Annotated in this window: 13 protein-coding genes; 10 read left to right on the top strand and 3 right to left on the bottom strand. The window is 73.7% G+C overall.

The window, feature by feature from the left end; all coding sequences use genetic code 11:
• Positions 1 to 53: 53 nt before the first annotated feature.
• Positions 54 to 1820 (bottom strand): glycoside hydrolase family 35 protein, encoded by a 1767-nt coding sequence (locus tag ACFYST_RS25760; RefSeq protein ID WP_387865759.1) that lies wholly within the window; start codon positions 1818 to 1820, stop codon positions 54 to 56.
• 95 nt (positions 1821 to 1915) lie between these two features.
• Between ACFYST_RS25760 and ACFYST_RS25755 the strand changes: the two genes are divergently transcribed.
• The gene (locus ACFYST_RS25755; protein ID WP_387638538.1) at positions 1916 to 2761 is read left to right on the top strand and encodes an AraC family transcriptional regulator; all 846 of its coding nucleotides are present in this window, start codon (positions 1916 to 1918) and stop codon (positions 2759 to 2761) included.
• Between the two features lie 276 nt (positions 2762 to 3037).
• Entirely contained in the window at positions 3038 to 3379 is a 342-nt protein-coding gene (locus ACFYST_RS25750; protein WP_387865756.1) for a hypothetical protein, read from the top strand.
• Here ACFYST_RS25750 and serC read toward each other — a convergent pair.
• Together serC and ACFYST_RS25740 are read right to left on the bottom strand one after the other, a co-directional pair.
• Positions 3336 to 4460 (bottom strand): phosphoserine transaminase, encoded by a 1125-nt coding sequence (serC, locus tag ACFYST_RS25745; RefSeq protein ID WP_387638532.1) that lies wholly within the window; start codon positions 4458 to 4460, stop codon positions 3336 to 3338. The two genes, ACFYST_RS25750 and serC, sit on opposite strands and share 44 nt — an antisense overlap.
• Before the next feature lie 181 nt (positions 4461 to 4641).
• Positions 4642 to 5742, bottom strand: a complete 1101-nt coding sequence (locus ACFYST_RS25740) for a citrate synthase 2 (RefSeq protein WP_387638529.1) — start codon at positions 5740 to 5742, stop codon at positions 4642 to 4644.
• Between the two features lie 391 nt (positions 5743 to 6133).
• On the opposite strand from ACFYST_RS25740, the gene pdxH reads away from it, so the two are divergent.
• The 8 genes from pdxH to ACFYST_RS25700 all read left to right on the top strand — a co-directional run bounded on the left by pdxH (position 6134) and on the right by ACFYST_RS25700 (position 16774).
• Entirely contained in the window at positions 6134 to 6775 is a 642-nt protein-coding gene (gene pdxH / locus ACFYST_RS25735; protein WP_387638898.1) for a pyridoxamine 5'-phosphate oxidase, read from the top strand.
• A 188-nt stretch (positions 6776 to 6963) separates the two neighbouring features.
• Positions 6964 to 7368, top strand: a complete 405-nt coding sequence (locus ACFYST_RS25730; RefSeq protein WP_387865754.1) for a CU044_2847 family protein — start codon at positions 6964 to 6966, stop codon at positions 7366 to 7368.
• A gap of 23 nt (positions 7369 to 7391) precedes the next feature.
• A complete protein-coding gene (locus tag ACFYST_RS25725) occupies positions 7392 to 9461 on the top strand; it encodes a trypsin-like peptidase domain-containing protein (RefSeq protein ID WP_387865751.1) in 2070 nt (689 codons plus the stop codon).
• Between the two features lie 108 nt (positions 9462 to 9569).
• A complete protein-coding gene (locus ACFYST_RS25720; protein WP_387865902.1) occupies positions 9570 to 10466 on the top strand; it encodes an AAA family ATPase in 897 nt (298 codons plus the stop codon).
• Positions 10463 to 13075 carry an SAV_2336 N-terminal domain-related protein gene (locus tag ACFYST_RS25715; protein WP_387865748.1) on the top strand — a complete coding sequence of 871 codons (2613 nt, stop codon included), beginning with the start codon at positions 10463 to 10465 and terminating at the stop codon, positions 13073 to 13075. The genes ACFYST_RS25720 and ACFYST_RS25715 overlap by 4 nt, the downstream gene beginning before the upstream one ends.
• Positions 13076 to 13347: 272 nt before the next feature.
• A complete protein-coding gene (gene fxsA, locus ACFYST_RS25710) occupies positions 13348 to 13521 on the top strand; it encodes an FxSxx-COOH cyclophane-containing RiPP peptide (protein WP_387865746.1) in 174 nt (57 codons plus the stop codon).
• 32 nt (positions 13522 to 13553) lie between these two features.
• Positions 13554 to 15935, top strand: coding sequence for an FxsB family cyclophane-forming radical SAM/SPASM peptide maturase (locus tag ACFYST_RS25705; RefSeq protein WP_387865743.1), 2382 nt, complete (start codon positions 13554 to 13556; stop codon positions 15933 to 15935).
• Entirely contained in the window at positions 15932 to 16774 is an 843-nt protein-coding gene (locus tag ACFYST_RS25700; protein ID WP_387865740.1) for an aminoglycoside N(3)-acetyltransferase, read from the top strand. The genes ACFYST_RS25705 and ACFYST_RS25700 overlap by 4 nt, the downstream gene beginning before the upstream one ends.
• The last annotated feature ends 12 nt before the right edge of the window (positions 16775 to 16786 follow it).

Raw genomic sequence — 16786 nt, 5'->3', positions numbered from 1 at the left:
GCGGTTGGGGTCTTCCGCCTCGCGCAGTTCCCCGCGCCCCTGGTTTCGCGCTTCTAGCCCAGTTCCGGGGCCTCGCGAAGCTCGATGCGCTTGGGCGCCGCCTGTCCCAGTTCCAGCAGGGTGAGCGTGTTGGTGCCCTCGTGGAGCAGGGGCTGGGGGCAGTAGAGGGTGACCTGGGGGCCGCGGCGGTCGTAGCGGCCGAGGAGGAAGCCGTTGATCCACAGGTAGCCGTGGTCGCCGTCGGGGACGGCGAGGAAGGTGTCGCCGGTGGTGGCGAGGTCGAAGGTGCCGCGGGCGAGCGTCTCGGGGGCGGGCTCGCCGGGGGTGTAGCCGGCGGTGGGGAGGGGGTCGAGGGCGAGGGGCTGTGCGTGCCAGCCGTGCAGGTACTGGCGTTCGTGGCGGACGCCGGTGATGCCCTTTGTTTCGCCGACCTGGGGGCCGTAGTTGACCCGGCCGAGCGATTCGACGAGCAGGGTGAGTTGGTCGCCGCCCGTGGCGGTGACGTCCGGTGGGGTGACGCCGCGTTCGAGCGTGGCGGCGTGCTTGCCGTTGATGTGGAGGGCGGCCCGGTCGCGCAGGTTCTCGACGGTGACCGGCTGGTCGGAGCTGATCGTGGGCACCGTCGTGGTGTAGCGGATCAGGCCGTGTTCCAGCCCGAGGTCTTCGAACAGCGGCGGTACGGGCGAGGCGACGGCGTCCCCGAACGGCAGTTCGGCGATCTCGTTGAGCGCGACCTCGCGAGCAGCCAACACCGGTACAGCGGGCGGCAGTTCGGCGACCCGGTCGTCCAAGTAGTGCACCAGTGACGGGTTTTCGGCGGCGAAGTCGGCGATGACCTGCTGGAAGGCGTGGAACTTGGGGCTGGGCAGGCCGCGTTCGTCGAGGGCGGCGTCGTAGTCGTAGGAGGTGGTGGTCGGCTGGTACGGGGAGTGCGTCCAGTCGGTGGAGTTGAACGGCGCGTCCTCGTGGTTGGCGCCGGCGGTGGTGCCGAAGTTGGTGCCGCCGTGGGCCATGTACAGGTTGACGGAGCCGCCGGCGGCGAGGATGCGGCGCAGCGAGTCGGCGGCGTCGGCGGCGTCGCGGGTGTGGTGGGGCTTGGCCCAGTGGTCGAACCAGCCGTTCCAGAACTCCATGCAGAACGGCGGGTCCTGGGGGCGGTGGCGGCGCAGCGTCTCGAACGCGGTCTCCGGGTCGGAGCCGAAGTTGACGGTGGCCAGGATGCCGGGGACGGTGCCGCCGCCGAGCATGTGGTCCTCGGGGCCGTCGGAGGTGAACAGCGGGACGGAGATGCCGCGTTCGCGCAGGCCGCGGGCCAGGTGGTCGAGGTACATGTGGTCGCTGCCGAACGAGCCGTACTCGTTCTCGACCTGGACCATCAGCACGGTGCCGCCGGGCCGCCCCCACTGGCGTTCGACGACCTGCGGCAGCAGGACGTCGAAGAACGCGTCGACGGCGGCCAGGTACTCCGGGTCGCTGGTGCGGGCGCGGCGCCCGACCTTGGCGGTCAGCCAGCCGGGCAGGCCGCCGTTGTCCCACTCGGCGCAGATGTAGGGGCCGGGCCGGACGATCGTCCACAGGCCCTGGCGGTGCGCCTCGTCGAGGAACGCGCCGAGTTCGTCCAGGCGCTCGAAGCGGCCGGGGGAGGGTTCGTGCAGGTTCCACGGCACGTACGTCTCGACGGTGTTCAGCCCCATCGCGCGCAGCGCGGCGAGGCGGGCGGGCCACTGCTCGGGGCGGGTGCGGAAGTAGTGCATCGCGCCGGAGAGGATGCGCAGCGGGCGGCCGTCGAGGCGGAAGCCGGTCGAGTCGTAGGTGAGCATGCCTCCTAGCCTGCTGGAACGCACCGGCCCGGACCATGGACAAAGCCCGGCGGCGTGTTGGACTTGTCCGGGAGGAAATCCGCGGACGGAGGACGATGGAGCGCTGGTGGCACTACCTGACGCCGGGGCCGGCGCAGTTGGGCACCGGCCTGGCGTGCCTGGGCGTGGGCCTGCAGCGCGGGCGGCTGCCGGTGGTCGGGCCGCGGGTGCTGGACCACTGGGTGGCGGTGGTGGTCGGTTCGGGGCGCGGCTGGTACGCGCTGCCGGGCGGCCGGCGGCTGCCGGTGGTGGCGCCCGCGGTGCTGTGGCTGCGGCCGGGGGTGCCGCACCACTACGGGCCGGACGCGGACGGCTGGGCGGAGTCCTTCGTGGACTTCACCGGCGCGGGCACCGCCGGGTACGCCGAGCTGGGCCTGCTGCCGGAGGCCGAGGTGGTGCCGCTGGATTCCGCGGAGACCGCGCTGCGGGTGATCGCCCGGATCGCGGCGGTCTGCCGCCGGGGCGGGCCGACGGCCGGCCCGGAGGCGTCGGCGGCGGTCCACGAGCTGCTGGTGGAGCTGCACCGGCACCGGGCCGACCTGGGCCCGGAGGGCGCCCCGGTGATGGAGGTGCTGCGCCGGGACGCCTGCCTGCCGCTGTCGGTGGCCGAGCACGCCCGGCGGGTCGGCATGGGCGTGGAGGAGCTGCGCCGCGCGGTGCGCGCGCAGGGCGCGACCAGCCCGAAGGAGTACCTGCTCACCGTCCGCCTGAACGAGGCCAAGCACCTGCTGGCGGCCAGCGAACTGCCCGTCTCCGCGGTGGCCCGCCGGGTCGGCTACCAGGACCCGGCGTACTTCACCCGCCTGTTCACCCGCCGCGTCGGCGTCGCCCCGACGGTCTTCCGCCAGCGCGAGTATCGCGGCGGTGCCCTGCCCGCGAAGCAGGGGCCGGAGCCCGGGTAGGTCGGGCGACCGACTAGTCTCGAAGCGTGGACCCGAAGACCCGTATGCGGATCGTCACCGGCGCGTTCGTCCTGCTGCTCGCCGTAGTGATCATCAGCGCCCTCGTGCAGAAGTAGCCCCCCCAGGCCGTTCCGGCGTTGGGGCCGGTTCGCGGGCGGTCGATCCGCAGGGGGGCGCGACGCGGGCCCGGCCGTGGGGCCTGCCGCGACGCAGGGGCTTCCATGGGTACACCCGGCGTACGCGATCGGTGACCTGGCCGACCTGCCGGAGGCCGACATGGCGGGCTTCGCCATGCAGCACGCCGAGGTGGTGGCGGAGAACATCTCCGCGCAGCTGCGCGACGAGCCGCCGACCGGGGCCTACCGCCCGCTCGGCCACCCGATGATCCTGCTGCCGCTGGGCAGCGGCGGCGGCGTGGGCCGGTTGCCCTCGCCGGACGGCCCGTTCGCCCCGATGGTCGCTGAGTTCAATGGCGCCGACCCGTTCGCCGGCCGCTTCCTCGGCCAGTTCGGCCCAACGCGGCATGAACGAAGGCCCTGGTCCGCGGACCAGGGCCTTCGAGGGCGACGGGGTGTCAGTCGTTCAGGTGCTCGACCACGTAGTCGATCGCGCCGGTGAGCTTCTCGACGTCCGCCGGGTCGATCGCCGGGAACATCGCGATGCGCAGCTGGTTGCGGCCGAGCTTGCGGTACGGCTCGGTGTCCACGATGCCGTTGGCACGCAGTGCCTTGGCGACCGCGGCGGCGTCCACCGACTCGTCGAAGTCGATGGTGCCGACGACCTGCGAGCGCTCCTCCGCCTTGGCGACGAAGGGCTGCGCGTAGGGGGACTTCTCGGCCCACGCGTACAGGATCGAGGACGACTCGGCGGTGCGGGACACCGCCCAGTCCAGGCCGCCCTGGCCGTTCATCCACTCCAGCTGGTCGGCCAGCAGGAAGAGGGTGGAGAGGGCCGGGGTGTTGTACGTCTGGTCCTTCGAGGAGTTGTCGATCGCGGTCGGCAGGTCGAAGAACGGCGGGATGTACCGGCCGGAGCCGGCGATCTCCGCGGCGCGCTCCAGGGCGGCCGGGGAGAAGGTGGCCAGCCACAGGCCGCCCTCGGAGGCGAAGGACTTCTGCGGGGCGAAGTAGTAGACGTCCGTCTCGCGGATGTCGACGGGCAGGCCGCCGGCGCCGGAGGTGGCGTCGACCAGCACCAGCGAGCCGGCGTCCGCGCCCTCGGGGCGGCGGATCGGCATGGCGACACCGGTGGAGGTCTCGTTGTGGGTGAGCGCGTAGACGTCCACCCCCGCCTCGGCGACCGGCAGCGGGTGGGTGCCCGGCTCGGTCTTGATGACGGTCGGTTCGGCCAGCCACGGGGCGGCCTTCACGGAGGAGGCGAACTTGGAGGAGAACTCGCCGAAGTTCAGGTGCTGCGACTTCTCGCGCACCAGGCCGAACGCGGCGATGTCCCAGAACGCGGTGGAGCCACCGTTGCCGAGCACGACCTCGTAGCCCTCGGGCAGCGAGAACAGTTCGGCGACGCCCTGGCGGACGCGCTTCACGATGTTCTTGACCGGGGCCTGACGGTGGGAGGTGCCCAGCAGGGAGGTTCCGGTGGCGGCGAGGGCACTCAAGGCCTCGGGGCGCACCTTGGAGGGGCCGCAGCCGAAGCGGCCGTCGTTGGGCAGATTGTCGGCGGGGATCTGAATCTGAGCCACACCCGCACCCTATCGCCCCGAATTGCCCGGCTGTACGGCCGTCCGGCGGCTGAGACGCGATCTTCGTGGCACCGGACAGCGCTCACCGGGGCGCGCGCCGCCCCTGGTCAGGGGTGGTGCGCGCGCCCGGGGGTGCCGTCACGGATGCTGACGGTCCGTCAGGTGTTCACCTGATCGGGTGTCAGCGGGCGATCTGGTCCCAGCCCTCGATCTCCTGCGGCGTGCGGGAGCCGGGGCCGATGTAGCGGGCGGCCGGGCGGACCAGCCGGCCGGTGCGCTTCTGCTCCAGGATGTGCGCGGACCAGCCGGCGGTGCGGGCGCAGGTGAACATCGAGGTGAACATGTGCGCCGGGACCTCGGCGAAGTCCAGCATGATGGCGGCCCAGAACTCGACGTTGGTGGCCAGCACGCGGTCGGGACGGCGGTTGTGCAGCTCCTCCAGCGCGGCCTTCTCCAGCGCCTCGGCGATCTCGAAGCGCGGCGCGCCGAGCTCCTTGGCGGTGCGGCGCAGCACTCGGGCGCGCGGGTCCTCGGCGCGGTAGACGCGGTGGCCGAAGCCCATCAGGCGCTCGCCCTTGTCGAGGGCCTTCTTCACGTAGCCGGCCGCGTCGCCGGTGCGCTCGATCTCCTCGATCATGCCGAGCACCCGGGACGGCGCGCCGCCGTGCAGCGGGCCGGACATCGCGCCGACCGCGCCGGACAGCGCCGCGGCGACGTCGGCACCGGTGGAGGCGATCACCCGGGCGGTGAAGGTGGAGGCGTTCATGCCGTGCTCGGCGGCGGACGTCCAGTAGGCGTCGACGGCCTTGACGTGCTTCGGGTCCGGCTCGCCGCGCCAGCGGATCATGAACCGCTCGACGATGGTCTCGGCCTTGTCGATCTCGCGCTGCGGCACCATCGGCAGGCCCTGGCCGCGGGCGGACTGGGCGACGTAGGACAGCGCCATCACGGCGGCCCGGGCGAGGTCGTCGCGGGCCTGCTCGGCGGAGATGTCCAGCAGCGGCTTGAGGCCCCAGACCGGGGCGAGCATGGCGAGCGCCGACTGCACGTCGACCCGGATGTCGCCGGAGTGAACCGGGATCGGGAACGGCTCGGCCGCCGGCAGCCCGGGGGCGAACCGGCCGTCCACCAGCAGGCCCCAGACGTGACCGAAGGAGACCTGGCCGACCAGGTCCTCGATGTCCACCCCGCGGTAGCGGAGCGCGCCGCCCTCGCGGTCGGGTTCGGCGATCTCGCTCTCGAAGGCGACGACACCCTCAAGGCCGGGTACGAAGTCCGACATGTAGAACGGCTCCTTCAGTGATCCGACACGACGCACGGCCGTGGTGGGGCGGCACGCCGGTACCGATGGTGGTTGGCACTCGGTGTCAGAGTGGCAGGCACGGAGTGCATTGCGCCATACACCACGACGGTGATGTTTCCCCCACGCGCCGCTCGAACCCCTGCCGCCCCGCGCGTTGTCGGCGGATTTTCCGGGACACTCTGGCCGAAATCCGGACGATTCACCGGGCGGTGGCGGCCGCGCACCCTGACTCCGGGTGTTTGCGCGGACGTAGCGGCGCTCGGCGCTTGTCGTACGGGATGATGTTGGCGTGCCTACCGCGGAACGCCACAGTCACCCGAACGCCCTGTCCACGCCGGCCGGGGAGCGGCCCGTGCCGGACCTGACCGTGATGCGCAAGCATTACCAGCACGAGGGCCTGGCCGAGGACCAGTTGGCCGAGGACCCGTTCCGGCAGTTCGCCCGCTGGTTCCACGAGGCCGTCGAGGCGGGCGTGGTCGAACCCAACGCGATGGTGGTCTCCACCGCCGACGCCGACGGCCTGCCGTCCTCGCGCACCGTGCTGCTCAAGGGCTACGACCCGCGCGGCTTCGTGTTCTTCACCAACTACGGCTCCCGCAAGGGCACCGACCTGGCCGCCAACCCGAACGCCTCGCTGCTCTTCCCCTGGATCGGACTGGCGCGCCAGGTGGTGATCGGCGGCCGGGTGGAGAAGGTCGGCCGGGACGAGACCGCCGCCTACTTCCGGACCCGCCCGCACGGCTCCCAGCTCGGCGCCTGGGCCAGCGAACAGTCCAGCCCGGTGGCCGGCCGCGAGGTGCTGGAGCGGCGCTACGCCGACCTCGCGGCCCGCTACCCCGAGGGCGAGGGCGTCCCCGTCCCGCCGTTCTGGGGCGGCTACCGGGTCGTCCCGCGCACCGTCGAGTTCTGGCAGGGCCGCGAGAACCGCCTCCACGACCGCCTCCGCTTCGTCGCCGAGGGCCCCGGGGGCGCGGGGGGCGGCGGGTGGCGGGTGGAGCGGCTCTGCCCCTGAGGCCCCTCACGAGCTGCTTCCTGTCCCGCACCGACTGCTGCTGGACGGTGCGCCCGGCCCGGTTCCCGCGCGGGCGTTCAACTCCTCCGTCCCGGTCTGTCGTTGGCCGCCAAGTTTGGCCGAAAAGCGTTGCTCCGATGGCACGTTGAGGCAGACACCGCCCTCCGAGCGGTGCGAGAGTGACGGGCATGACGGGATTCACCGACGTGATGCTCGCCGACGGCACGTCCGTGTTGCTGGAGGTCTCCGAACTACAGGCGCCCGACCGCGCTTCCGGTGACCTGGACCTGCCCGACGGCAGCGGTGAACTGGTGGCGGTCGGCCGGGCCCGGGACGCCGCCCGGACCACCGGCGAAGCGCTTCGGGAGGCTCTCCAGCCGCTCGGCGGCGTCCTCGACCTGGTGCACGGGGCGGTGCGTTCCGCCGTCCGTCCGCCCGACGAGGTCGAGGTCGAGTTCGGCGTCAAACTCTCCAAGGACCTGCGCCTGGGCATCGTCGCGGCGGGCGCCCAAGCGGTGCTCACCGTCCGGGCCACCTGGCAGGTCGGCCGGGAGGCCGGCGTCCCGGCCCGGGCCGACACCGAAGCCGACTGAGACTGAGCGGTTGGGGGACTGCTTTGGGACACACGCCGGACTCCCGGTGGCAACCCGGTTCGCTTTCGGGGGAGGACCCCGATGCGGCGGCCAAAGCCGCCCACGTCGCAGTCCACCGGGAGGGCGACCCGCGAGCCCACGGCGGCGGCCTGCTGCTGCCCGACGGCCGGGTACTGACCTGCGCACACGTCGTCAACCTGGCCCTCGGCCGGGACTCGCACGAGCGGAGCAGACCCGGCGAACGGGACGGGGCCGTCGACGGTCTGGTGTTCGCGCTGCCCAACCTCGCCCCCGGACGGCACTGGCGGGCCGTGCTCGAACAGTGGCTGCCACCCGGCCACGGAACGGACCGGCCGGTCCGGGACAGCGACCGGGAATGGGCCGCGGACCTGGCCCTGCTGACCCTGGTCGGTCCACTGCCCGAGCAGGCCCGGCCCGTAGCGCTCGGCCACCACCGGATCGGGCCGTCCGCGTTCGCCTGGTTCGGCAGCGGCAATGCCAGCACCGTCGCTGCCGTGACCGTCCAGGGCGTCACCGAGCACTGGCTGGTGCTCGACACCCCGGGCTCCGCGCAGGGACTGGTCGAGGGGTACAGCGGCTCCCCGCTGTGGGACCGCGAACAGCGCCGGATGGTCGGCCTGGTGGTGGGACGCCGCGACCGCCGGGCCTTCGCCATCCCCACCGGAGTGATCACCGCACACTTCCCGCACCTCGCCGCCGACCGGACCGGGCCGGATGGGGAGACGTCGGCCGAGGCCTGGCCGAACCTGGTCGACGCCGTCCGCCGCACCCTGCCCGACGCCGCCCGCCGGGCCGGACCCGCCTGGCGACTGGCCCGCGAACTCGGCGCCGCCCCGCCCCCCGACGACGCCCCGCCCGAGTGGTTCGCCCACACCGCGCTCACCGCCGACCACGGGACCACCACCCTGCTGGCGCTGCTCGCCGACCTCGCCACCACCCCCGAACAGCGCCTTGCCCTCCAGACCGAGGCCGTGTTCACCGCACCCGACGAACTGCTCACCGCCGCCGAACACCGCGAACTGCTCGCCCTGCTCGCACACGGCCCGGACCACCCGCGCGGGGTGGCCGCCCGGGCCGTACCGCTGCTGCCCGTTCCTGCGGACGCCGACTGGCCCGCGCTGGTGAGCTTCCTGGAGGGCCACCGGCCCCGCCACGGCAAGGTGCCGGCCCTGCTGCGCACCATCGAGTTCGCCGCGCAGGACACCGATCCGACCGTCGCGGCCGCGCTGCGGGCCTGGTCCGACGCGGTGGCCGAGCGGCTCGGCGTGGCCGCCGGACTCGCCGAGCACCGGGCCCAGGCCGCGGAGGCCGCCGCCGCCCGCGAACAGGACGGCGACGGCGCACCGCTGGTGCAGGTGCAACTGTGGCGCTCCGGCCGCACCGGACTGTTCGGCTGGACCCTCGAAGCCGTCGGCACCGACGGGACGGTCCTCCACCGCAGCGCCCAGGACGTCCCCGCCCGCCGCGAGGAGCTCCTGGAGCAGCTGGCCGGCCTGCTGGCCAGGACCGCCCGGGAAAGCCAGGCCGGCGTGCTGCCCCGGGTCGAGTTCTTCGTCCCCCAGGACGAGCTCGACATCGAGGTGGACCAGTGGGTGTACCGGCCGGACCCGCTGTTCCCCGGAGTGCTCGGCGAGGACTTCCTGGTGGTCCTGCGCTGCCCCGAACTGCGCCGCCCCGAGTACCTCCCGGAGCTTCGCTACCGCTGGCAGACCCGGCACAGCGCCCAGGTGCTGGCTCAGGAACGCCGCGAACCGGTGGTGCAGGAACGGGGCCGGCCCCGGCCGGTCGGCGGAGTGACGCTGTGCTGTCCGCCGGCCGACACCGGCGTGCTGCGGGCGATCGCCATGGCGGTCGGAGTCCCCGGGGTGGTGTGGGCCCGGCCCACCGCCGGCCGCGACAGCGGGGCCCGGCTGCGTGACCTGGCCGACGGATTGACTCCCGCCCAACTGCCCCGGGTGGTGTACCAGACCAGGGTCCGGCAGGCCGATGACGCACTGGGCAGGCACCTGGCACTGGTCTACGACGGCCCGGACGGCATCCCCGCGGCGCTGACCCTCGCCGATCCCTCCTGATCCCACCGACCCGCGACCGGCCTCACAGAAGGATGCACCGCAGTGACCGATGGATCGAGCAACTGGCAGCTGTACCGGGGCGACGGAGAGCCGCGCTCCATCACGGCCATGCCCGAACCGCCGCCGTGGCGGCGCTTCCCCTCGCGGGGTTTCGAACGGCGCGCCCGCACCTACCGGATCGCCCCCGACGACGTGCGGATCGTCAACGCCGCCCTGCACCTGCGCCGCCCCCTGCTGGTCACCGGCCCGCCCGGCACCGGCAAGTCGTCGCTGGCCTACTCCCTCGCCCACGAGCTGGGCCTCGGCGAACCACTGCGCTGGGACGTCAACAGCCGTACCGTGCTCGCCGACGGCCTCTACCGGTACGACGCGGTCGGACGGCTGCGGGACGCCGGGCTCGGCGGCGCGGCCGCACCCGGCGCCGAGTCGGACATCGGCGACTACCTCCAACTCGGCCCGCTCGGTACGGCGCTGGCCACCAGCCGGCCCGACCGGCCCCGGGTCCTGCTGGTCGACGAACTCGACAAGGGCGACATCGACCTGCCCAACGACCTGCTGGTGGTCTTCGAGGAGGGCGAGTTCCGGATCCCGGAACTGGCCCGGCTCGGCGAACGCCGCCCGGAGGTGGCGGTGATGGTCGAGGGCGACCGCGAACGTCATATCGTCCGGCACGGACTGGTCGGCTGCGCCGAGTTCCCGATCGTCGTCCTCACCAGCAACGGCGAACGTGACTTCCCGCCCGCCTTCCTGCGCCGCTGCCTCCGCCTCGACCTCAAGCCGCCCACCGGCGACCAGCTCCGCGAGATCGTCCGCGCCCACCTCGGCGACGGCGGCCCGCACGCCGACGCCCTGATCGAACGATTCCTGGCCCGCCGCGACACCGGCCAGGCCGTCCTCGCCACCGACCAGCTGCTGAACGCCGTCCACCTCTTGGCCGGGACCGGCCCGGACGACCGCCTGCTCGACGAGGTGCTGCGCTCGATCGACGCCGGACAGCCGCAGTGACCGGCGCGCGGCCACTGGAACTGCTGCAACAGGCCCTGGCCGCCGCCGGAACCGAGCTGACGGCCCGGGAACTGGCCGAGGCCGTCTGGCTCGCCGACCGCCTGCCGTCGTCCGGGCCGCCCGTCGGCCCGGGCGGCGCGTCCGCACCCTCCGGCGCCGCGCCGACCGCAGCCACCGGCGCCGACACGTGTCTCGCGCCGCCCGCGCCGTACCGCGGCACCGACGTGTACACGGCTGTCGGCGGTGTCGCCGACGGCACCGCCGCGCTGCCGGTGCTGGTGCCCGACGGCCGGGCGCTGCCCGGCCACTCCGCGCTGACCCGGGCACTGCGGCCGCTGCGCCGGTTCGCGCCCTCCCACCACGACAGCGACCTGGACGAGCGTGCCACCGCCGACCTGGCCGCCGAGACCGGGCTGCTCGACCCGGTGATGCGCCCGCGCCCGGAACGCCGCCACGAAATCGTCCTGGTCGTCGACGACGGCCTCTCCATGCAGCTGTGGCGCGAACTCGCCGGCGAACTGCGGGCGGTACTGGTCCGGGCCGGCGTGTTCCGGCGGCTGCGCAGCTACGGGTTGGACACCCGGCACCCGCACGGCCCCCGGTTGCGGGCCCGCCCGTTCGCGCCCGACGCGCCCGCCGTGCCGCCGACCGCGGTCCGTCCGCCGGGCGGCCGCGGCCTGGTCGTGGTCCTGTCGGACACCGTTGGCGAGCACTGGCGCGGCGGCGGCATGGATCGGATGCTGGCGGGCTGGGCCCGGAGCTGCCCGACCGCCGTCCTCCAGCCGCTGCCGCAGCGGCTGTGGTCGGGCGCCGGACTGCGTACCGAGGCCAAGGTGCTGCGGGCGGGCGCACCGGGCGGGCCCAACGCGTCCTGGCGGGTGATCGACCCGCTGCTGCCGTCCGACCTCGCTCCGTTCGACGGGCTCCCGGTGCCGGTGCTGGAACTGAGCCCCGGCGCCGTCGCGGGCTGGACGTCCTTCCTGACGGACGGGGGCGACCTGGCCGCCAGGGTCGCCGAAGTCCCCGGGCCTGCGGCGGCCCGGCCCGCCCCCGCCACCGGCTCCGCACCCGACATGCGTTCCCGGCTGGCCGGGTTCCGCTCGGCGGCCTCGCCGGAGGCGTTCCGGCTGGCCGCGCACCTGGCGGCGGTCCGCCCCCTCACGCTGCCGGTGATGCGGCTCGTGCAGCGCGCGGTGCTGCGCGGCCGGAGCAGCCCCGCGCAGCTGGCCGAGGTGCTGCTCGGCGGGCTGCTGCGACGCGACCACGGGCCCGGGCACCCGGAGCGCTACGACTTCCGGCCCGGCCTGCGCGAGCTGCTGCTGGAGACACTGCCCACCAGGGCCGCGCTCGGCACCGCCGCCCTGGTCACCGACCTGCTGCGGGACGGGGGACAGACCGGCCGGTACACGCCGGCGCTGCGGGCCGACACGGCCGGCACACTGGCGCTGCCACCCGGCGCGACCGCCTTCGCGGGCTCCGACACGCCGCTGTTCCGGCACTTCGCACCCGTCGCCGCGACCGGCGGTCCGGTCGAGGACGTGGCGATCGGCGCGCTCGCGTCCGCCGACCGCGCGCTGGCCGAGCTGGTCGCGGCCCAGCAGTGGAAGCAGGCGGTGGAGCGCGGCGAACAGGTGCTGGAGGAGCTCCTGGGCGCCCTCGGTCCCGACCACCCGGTGGTGCTCGGCGGCCGTCACGACCTGGCCCGCTGGATCGGCGAGGCGGGCTCCCCGCAGACCGCGCTGCGGCTGACCAGGGAGCTGTTGGTGGAGTGCGCGGCCCGGCTCGGCGACAGCCACCCGCGCACTCTGACACTGCGGGCCGCCGTCGCGCACTGGACCGGTCGGTCGGGCGACCGGGCGGCCGCCGCGGCCGCCTACGGTGCGTTGCTGCCCGAGCAGGAGCGGCTGCTCGGCGCCGACCACCCCGACTGCCTGTACTCCAGGCACCAGCGCGGCTTCTGGCTGTCCGAGTCCGGGGAGCCGGTGGATGCCCTTGAGACGTACCGCGATCTGCTGCCACGCCAGGTCCGGGTGCTCGGCGAGGAGCACCGGGAGACCCTGCGCACGCGTGCCAACATCGCCTCCCACACCGGGATCACCGGACATCCGGCCGAGTCGCTGGCGCTGTGGGAGGCTCTGCTGCCGGACCTGCGGCGGGTGCTGGGCCCGGACGAGCTGCTGACCCTGACCACCGAGGCCGAGATCGGCCACTGGAGCGCGGTCGTGACCGGCGATCCGGGCGAGACCGTACGGCGGATCGCGCCGATGATCCCGCGCCTGACCGAAGTGTTCGGGCCGCGTCATTCGTCCCTGTACGGTCACCGCCGGCGGTTGGCCACCGCGACCGGCGAACTGGGCGACCCGGCTGCCGCGGTCGCCCTGCTGCGGGAGCTGCTCGCCGACCTCAGCCGGTGGCTGCCGCCGGAGCACCCGGAATTCCTGGCCGCCCGCGCCGATCACGCCTATTGGACGGCGCTGGCGGGCGACCGGTCGGCCGGGCTGCGGCAGCTGCGGGAACTGCTCCCCGAACTGGAGGGCCTGATCGGTACCGGCCACCCGTACACGGTCGAGGCCCGGGCCGCGCTGGATCGCCTGGAGGGGGAGGGCTGACACGGGGCCGCTGGGGCCACCAGTTCGGCTGTCGCTAGCACGCTCGGTCGAACAGCGGTACCGCCGAACGGGTTCTCCATGAATGGCTGATGCGCAGTCAACTTCGGTGCGGCGCAAGCGATGAGGGTGTGATGGGTGGGTTTTCGACGGGAGGTCGCCGGGCTCGTCGGAGGCTATGCTGTGCCTCGGTGTCAGGCCGCAGTGACTCGCGACACTGGAATTCCGGCTGCGGCGATTCCCCGTCCGCACGCCTCAGTGAAAAGGCAACGCCGATGACCACTGCAATCGCCGAAAACCTGTCCGAGCCTCAGGCGGCTTTCGAGCACGCCACCCTGGCGGATCTCGCTGCCCTGGATGTCGAGGATCTCAACGCGCAGATCCAGCGGGTGATTCCGGCCGCCACCACCCGCCAGGTGGCGGTGGCCGCGTTCCAGTCCTCCATCTGACCGGGCGGAACTGTCGAATCGGTTCGCCTGTAATGTCCGGAACGGCGCCTTTCAGTCAGTTCGTCCTCAAAGTTCACAGCCGGTGTGATCTTGCCTGTGACCATTGTTACGTGTACGAACATCGGGACACGAGTTGGATCCGCAAGAGCAGGGCGGTCACGGACGAGGTGCTGGAGCGTACCGCCGGACGGATCGGCGAGCACGCCAGGACCCACCGGCTCCCCGCTGTGCACGTGGTGCTGCACGGCGGGGAGCCGCTGCTCGCGGGCCCGGCCAGGTTGCGGCGGGCCGCCGAACTGCTGCGGGCCGCGCTGCCCGAGTGGTGCGCGCTGGACCTGCGGATCCACACCAACGGGGTGCTGCTGAGCCGCCGGTTCTGCGAGCTGTTCGCCGAGCAGGGGATCAAGGTCGGCATCTCGTTGGACGGCGACCGCCTCGCCAACGACCGCCACCGGCGTTTCCCGGACGGCCGCTCCAGCCACGCCAAGGTACTGGCCGCGCTGTCGCTGCTGCGCGAGCCGGAGTTCCGTCACCTGTATGCCGGGCTGCTGTGCACGATCGACGTTGCCAACGACCCGGTCGCGGTGTACGAGGCGCTGGTCGCCGAGCAGCCGCCGCGCATCGACTTCCTGCTGCCGCACGCCACTTGGGACCACCCGCCGACCCGGCCCGAGGGGGCGGGGCCGACGCCCTACGCGGACTGGCTGCTCGCGATCCACCGCCACTGGACCGAGCGGGGCCGGCCGGTGCCGGTGCGGATCTTCGACTCGGTGCACCGCACGCTGCGGGGGCGCTCCAGCCTCACCGAGTCGCTCGGGCTGGACCCGGCCGACCTGGTGGTCGTCGAGACCGACGGGACGCTGGAGCAGGCCGACAGCCTCAAGACCGCCTACGACGGCGCGCCCGCCACGGGCTTCGACGTGTTCGCGCACAGCCTGGACGAGGTCGCCCGGCATCCCGGGATGCTGGAGCGGCAGTCCGGCCTTGCGGGCCTCGCGGCCGAGTGCCGCGCCTGCCCGGTGGTCCGGAGCTGCGGCGGCGGCCTGTACGCCCACCGATACCGAACCGGCGGGGGCTTCGACCACCCGTCGGTGTACTGCGGGGACCTCTTGAAACTCATCACCACCATCCGCGACCGGGTCTCGGCCCCGGTCGCCGTGCCCGCCGAGGCCGGGCCGTCGCTGACCGACCGGCACCTGGAGGAACTGGCTCACGGGCTCGGCGGGCCGGAAGCCGTCGCTGCCCTCGGCCGGGCCCAACTGGGGCTCTGCCGAAGGCTGGTGGCTGCCGTCGGCGGCCCCGGGAGCAGCCCCGCGTGGCAACTGCTGGTGGAGGCCGACCGGACTGCTTCGGGGGCACTCGACGCGGTGCTCGCCCATCCGTACGCCCGGGCCTGGGCGGTGCGCTGCCTGCAGGGCGACCCGCGCGGGGACGTGGGCGGACTGGCCGAGCTGGCGGCGGCGGCTGCGGCCCGCGGGCGGGCGGAGTTCGAACTGGTACTGCCGGTCCGGGCGGGTTGGCTGCACCTGCCGACGCTCGGCCGGCTGCGGATGGACGGCCGGACCGAGGCGGTGCTGCGTGGGGACGCCGACGGGCTGTCCTGCGGCGAGCACACCGTCCGGTGGGACCGGCCCGGCGATCACCTGTGGCAGCCCGTCCGCCGGGTCGCCCTGCCGGGCTGGACGGTCGCACTGGAGGACACCGACCCGCAGCGCGACAGCCACCAATGGGCGGTTGCCGACCGCCTGCCCGACGCCGAACTCCTCGACTGGACAGGCGCGTTGCGGGAGGCGTGGGAGCTGCTCGGCCGGGACCTGCCCGAGTACGCGGCCGGCCTCGCGGCCGGGCTGAGCACCGTCACCCCGCTCGCCCGCGGCACGGACGGACGCGACATCAGCGCCGCCGCCCGGCAGGCGTACGGGGCGGTCGGGATCGCCCGGCCGACCACCGCGCCGGTGCTGGCGCTGCTGCTCGCCCACGAGTTCCAGCACGTCAAGCTCGGCGCGGTGCTCGACTTCCACGACCTGTACGACCGGGAGGACGAGCGGCTCTACCACGCGCCGTGGCGGCCCGACCCGCGGCCGCTGGAGGGGCTGCTGCAGGGCACCTACGCGCACCTCGCGGTCGCCGCGTACTGGGCGAGCCGGGTGCGGGCCTTCGACGGCATCCGGGGCGACGCCGCCACTGCGGCCCGACTGCAACTGGCCACCTGGCGGGCGCACACCGCCGACGCGATCGAGACGTTGGCCGGGTCCGGCTCGCTCACCCCGCTCGGGCAGCGGTTCGCCGCCGGGATGCGTACGGCGCTCGCCCCCGCGCTGGAGGTGCCGGTCGGGGCGTCCACCGAGCAGGCCGCGAAGGAGGCCGTCGCGGCGAACCTGGCGGCCTGGCAGGGCGCGGTAGGGCGGCGGTGACCGACGCGGCGGTCCGTCCGGACGTGGCACCGGGTGCCGAGCCGGAGCGCCCCTGGGGGATCGGCGAACTCGTCGATCAGCTAAGGGCCTTGGGTGTACGGGACGGCGAAGTCCTGCTGGTGCAGGCCTCGCTGCGGGCGATCGGGCCGGTGGTGGAGGGCGCGATAGGGGTAGCGAAGGCGCTCGTCGAGGCGCTGGGGGTGCGCGGCACGCTGGTCGTGTACACCGCTACACCCGAGAACTCCCGCACCTCCCCGTACTACCGGGCCGCGACCGCGGGGCTGACGCCCACCCAACTGGAGAAATACCACCGGCAGATGCCCGCCTGGGACCGTGACCGGACTCCTGCCTCACCGACCATGGGCCACCTCGCCGAGGTGGTCAGGCGCTGGCCCGGCGCGCGGCGCAGCGCGCACCCGCAGACCTCCTTCGCCGCGCTCGGCCCGGCCGCCGAGGAACTGACCGCGGTCCACGCGCTCTCCTGCCACCTCGGCGACGAGTCGCCCGTCGGGTGGCTGTACCGCAACGGGGCACGCAGCCTGATGCTGGGGGCCCCCATGCGGCACTGCACCTGTCTTCACCTGCTGGAGTACTGGCAGCCGGACCGGCCCGAGCAGGTGTACACCTGCGTCCGGCGCACCGCCGCGGCGGAGCGGAAGGTCGAAGCGTTCACCGCCACCCGGCTGGATGACACGCACTTCGAGAAGATGGGCGAGATGCTCGGCCAGGATCTGGCGAGCCTGCGGCGCAGCCGGGTCGGACGGGCCGACAGCGTGCTGCTGCCGATTCGCGAGGCGGTCGATCTGGCCGCCAAATGGTTTCCGAACAGATGTAGTTGAGCCTCAGTCAGA

The organism is Kitasatospora sp. NPDC004614, from assembly GCF_042873675.1.
GTDB lineage: Bacteria > Actinomycetota > Actinomycetes > Streptomycetales > Streptomycetaceae > Kitasatospora.
Note: the sequence above shows the minus strand (reverse complement) of the source record. Positions and strands in the feature narration are given on the sequence as shown.

Coding starts and splice junctions, on each gene's coding strand:
- ACFYST_RS25760 (WP_387865759.1), bottom strand. CDS start 1,820: ATGCTCACCTACGACTCGACCGGCTTCCGCCTCGACGGCCGCCCGCTG.
- ACFYST_RS25705 (WP_387865743.1), top strand. CDS start 13,554: ATGTCCGGAACGGCGCCTTTCAGTCAGTTCGTCCTCAAAGTTCACAGC.
- ACFYST_RS25740 (WP_387638529.1), bottom strand. CDS start 5,742: ATGTCGGACTTCGTACCCGGCCTTGAGGGTGTCGTCGCCTTCGAGAGC.
- ACFYST_RS25750 (WP_387865756.1), top strand. CDS start 3,038: ATGGCGGGCTTCGCCATGCAGCACGCCGAGGTGGTGGCGGAGAACATC.
- ACFYST_RS25720 (WP_387865902.1), top strand. CDS start 9,570: ATGCCCGAACCGCCGCCGTGGCGGCGCTTCCCCTCGCGGGGTTTCGAA.
- fxsA (WP_387865746.1), top strand. CDS start 13,348: ATGACCACTGCAATCGCCGAAAACCTGTCCGAGCCTCAGGCGGCTTTC.
- ACFYST_RS25730 (WP_387865754.1), top strand. CDS start 6,964: ATGACGGGATTCACCGACGTGATGCTCGCCGACGGCACGTCCGTGTTG.
- pdxH (WP_387638898.1), top strand. CDS start 6,134: ATGCGCAAGCATTACCAGCACGAGGGCCTGGCCGAGGACCAGTTGGCC.
- ACFYST_RS25755 (WP_387638538.1), top strand. CDS start 1,916: ATGGAGCGCTGGTGGCACTACCTGACGCCGGGGCCGGCGCAGTTGGGC.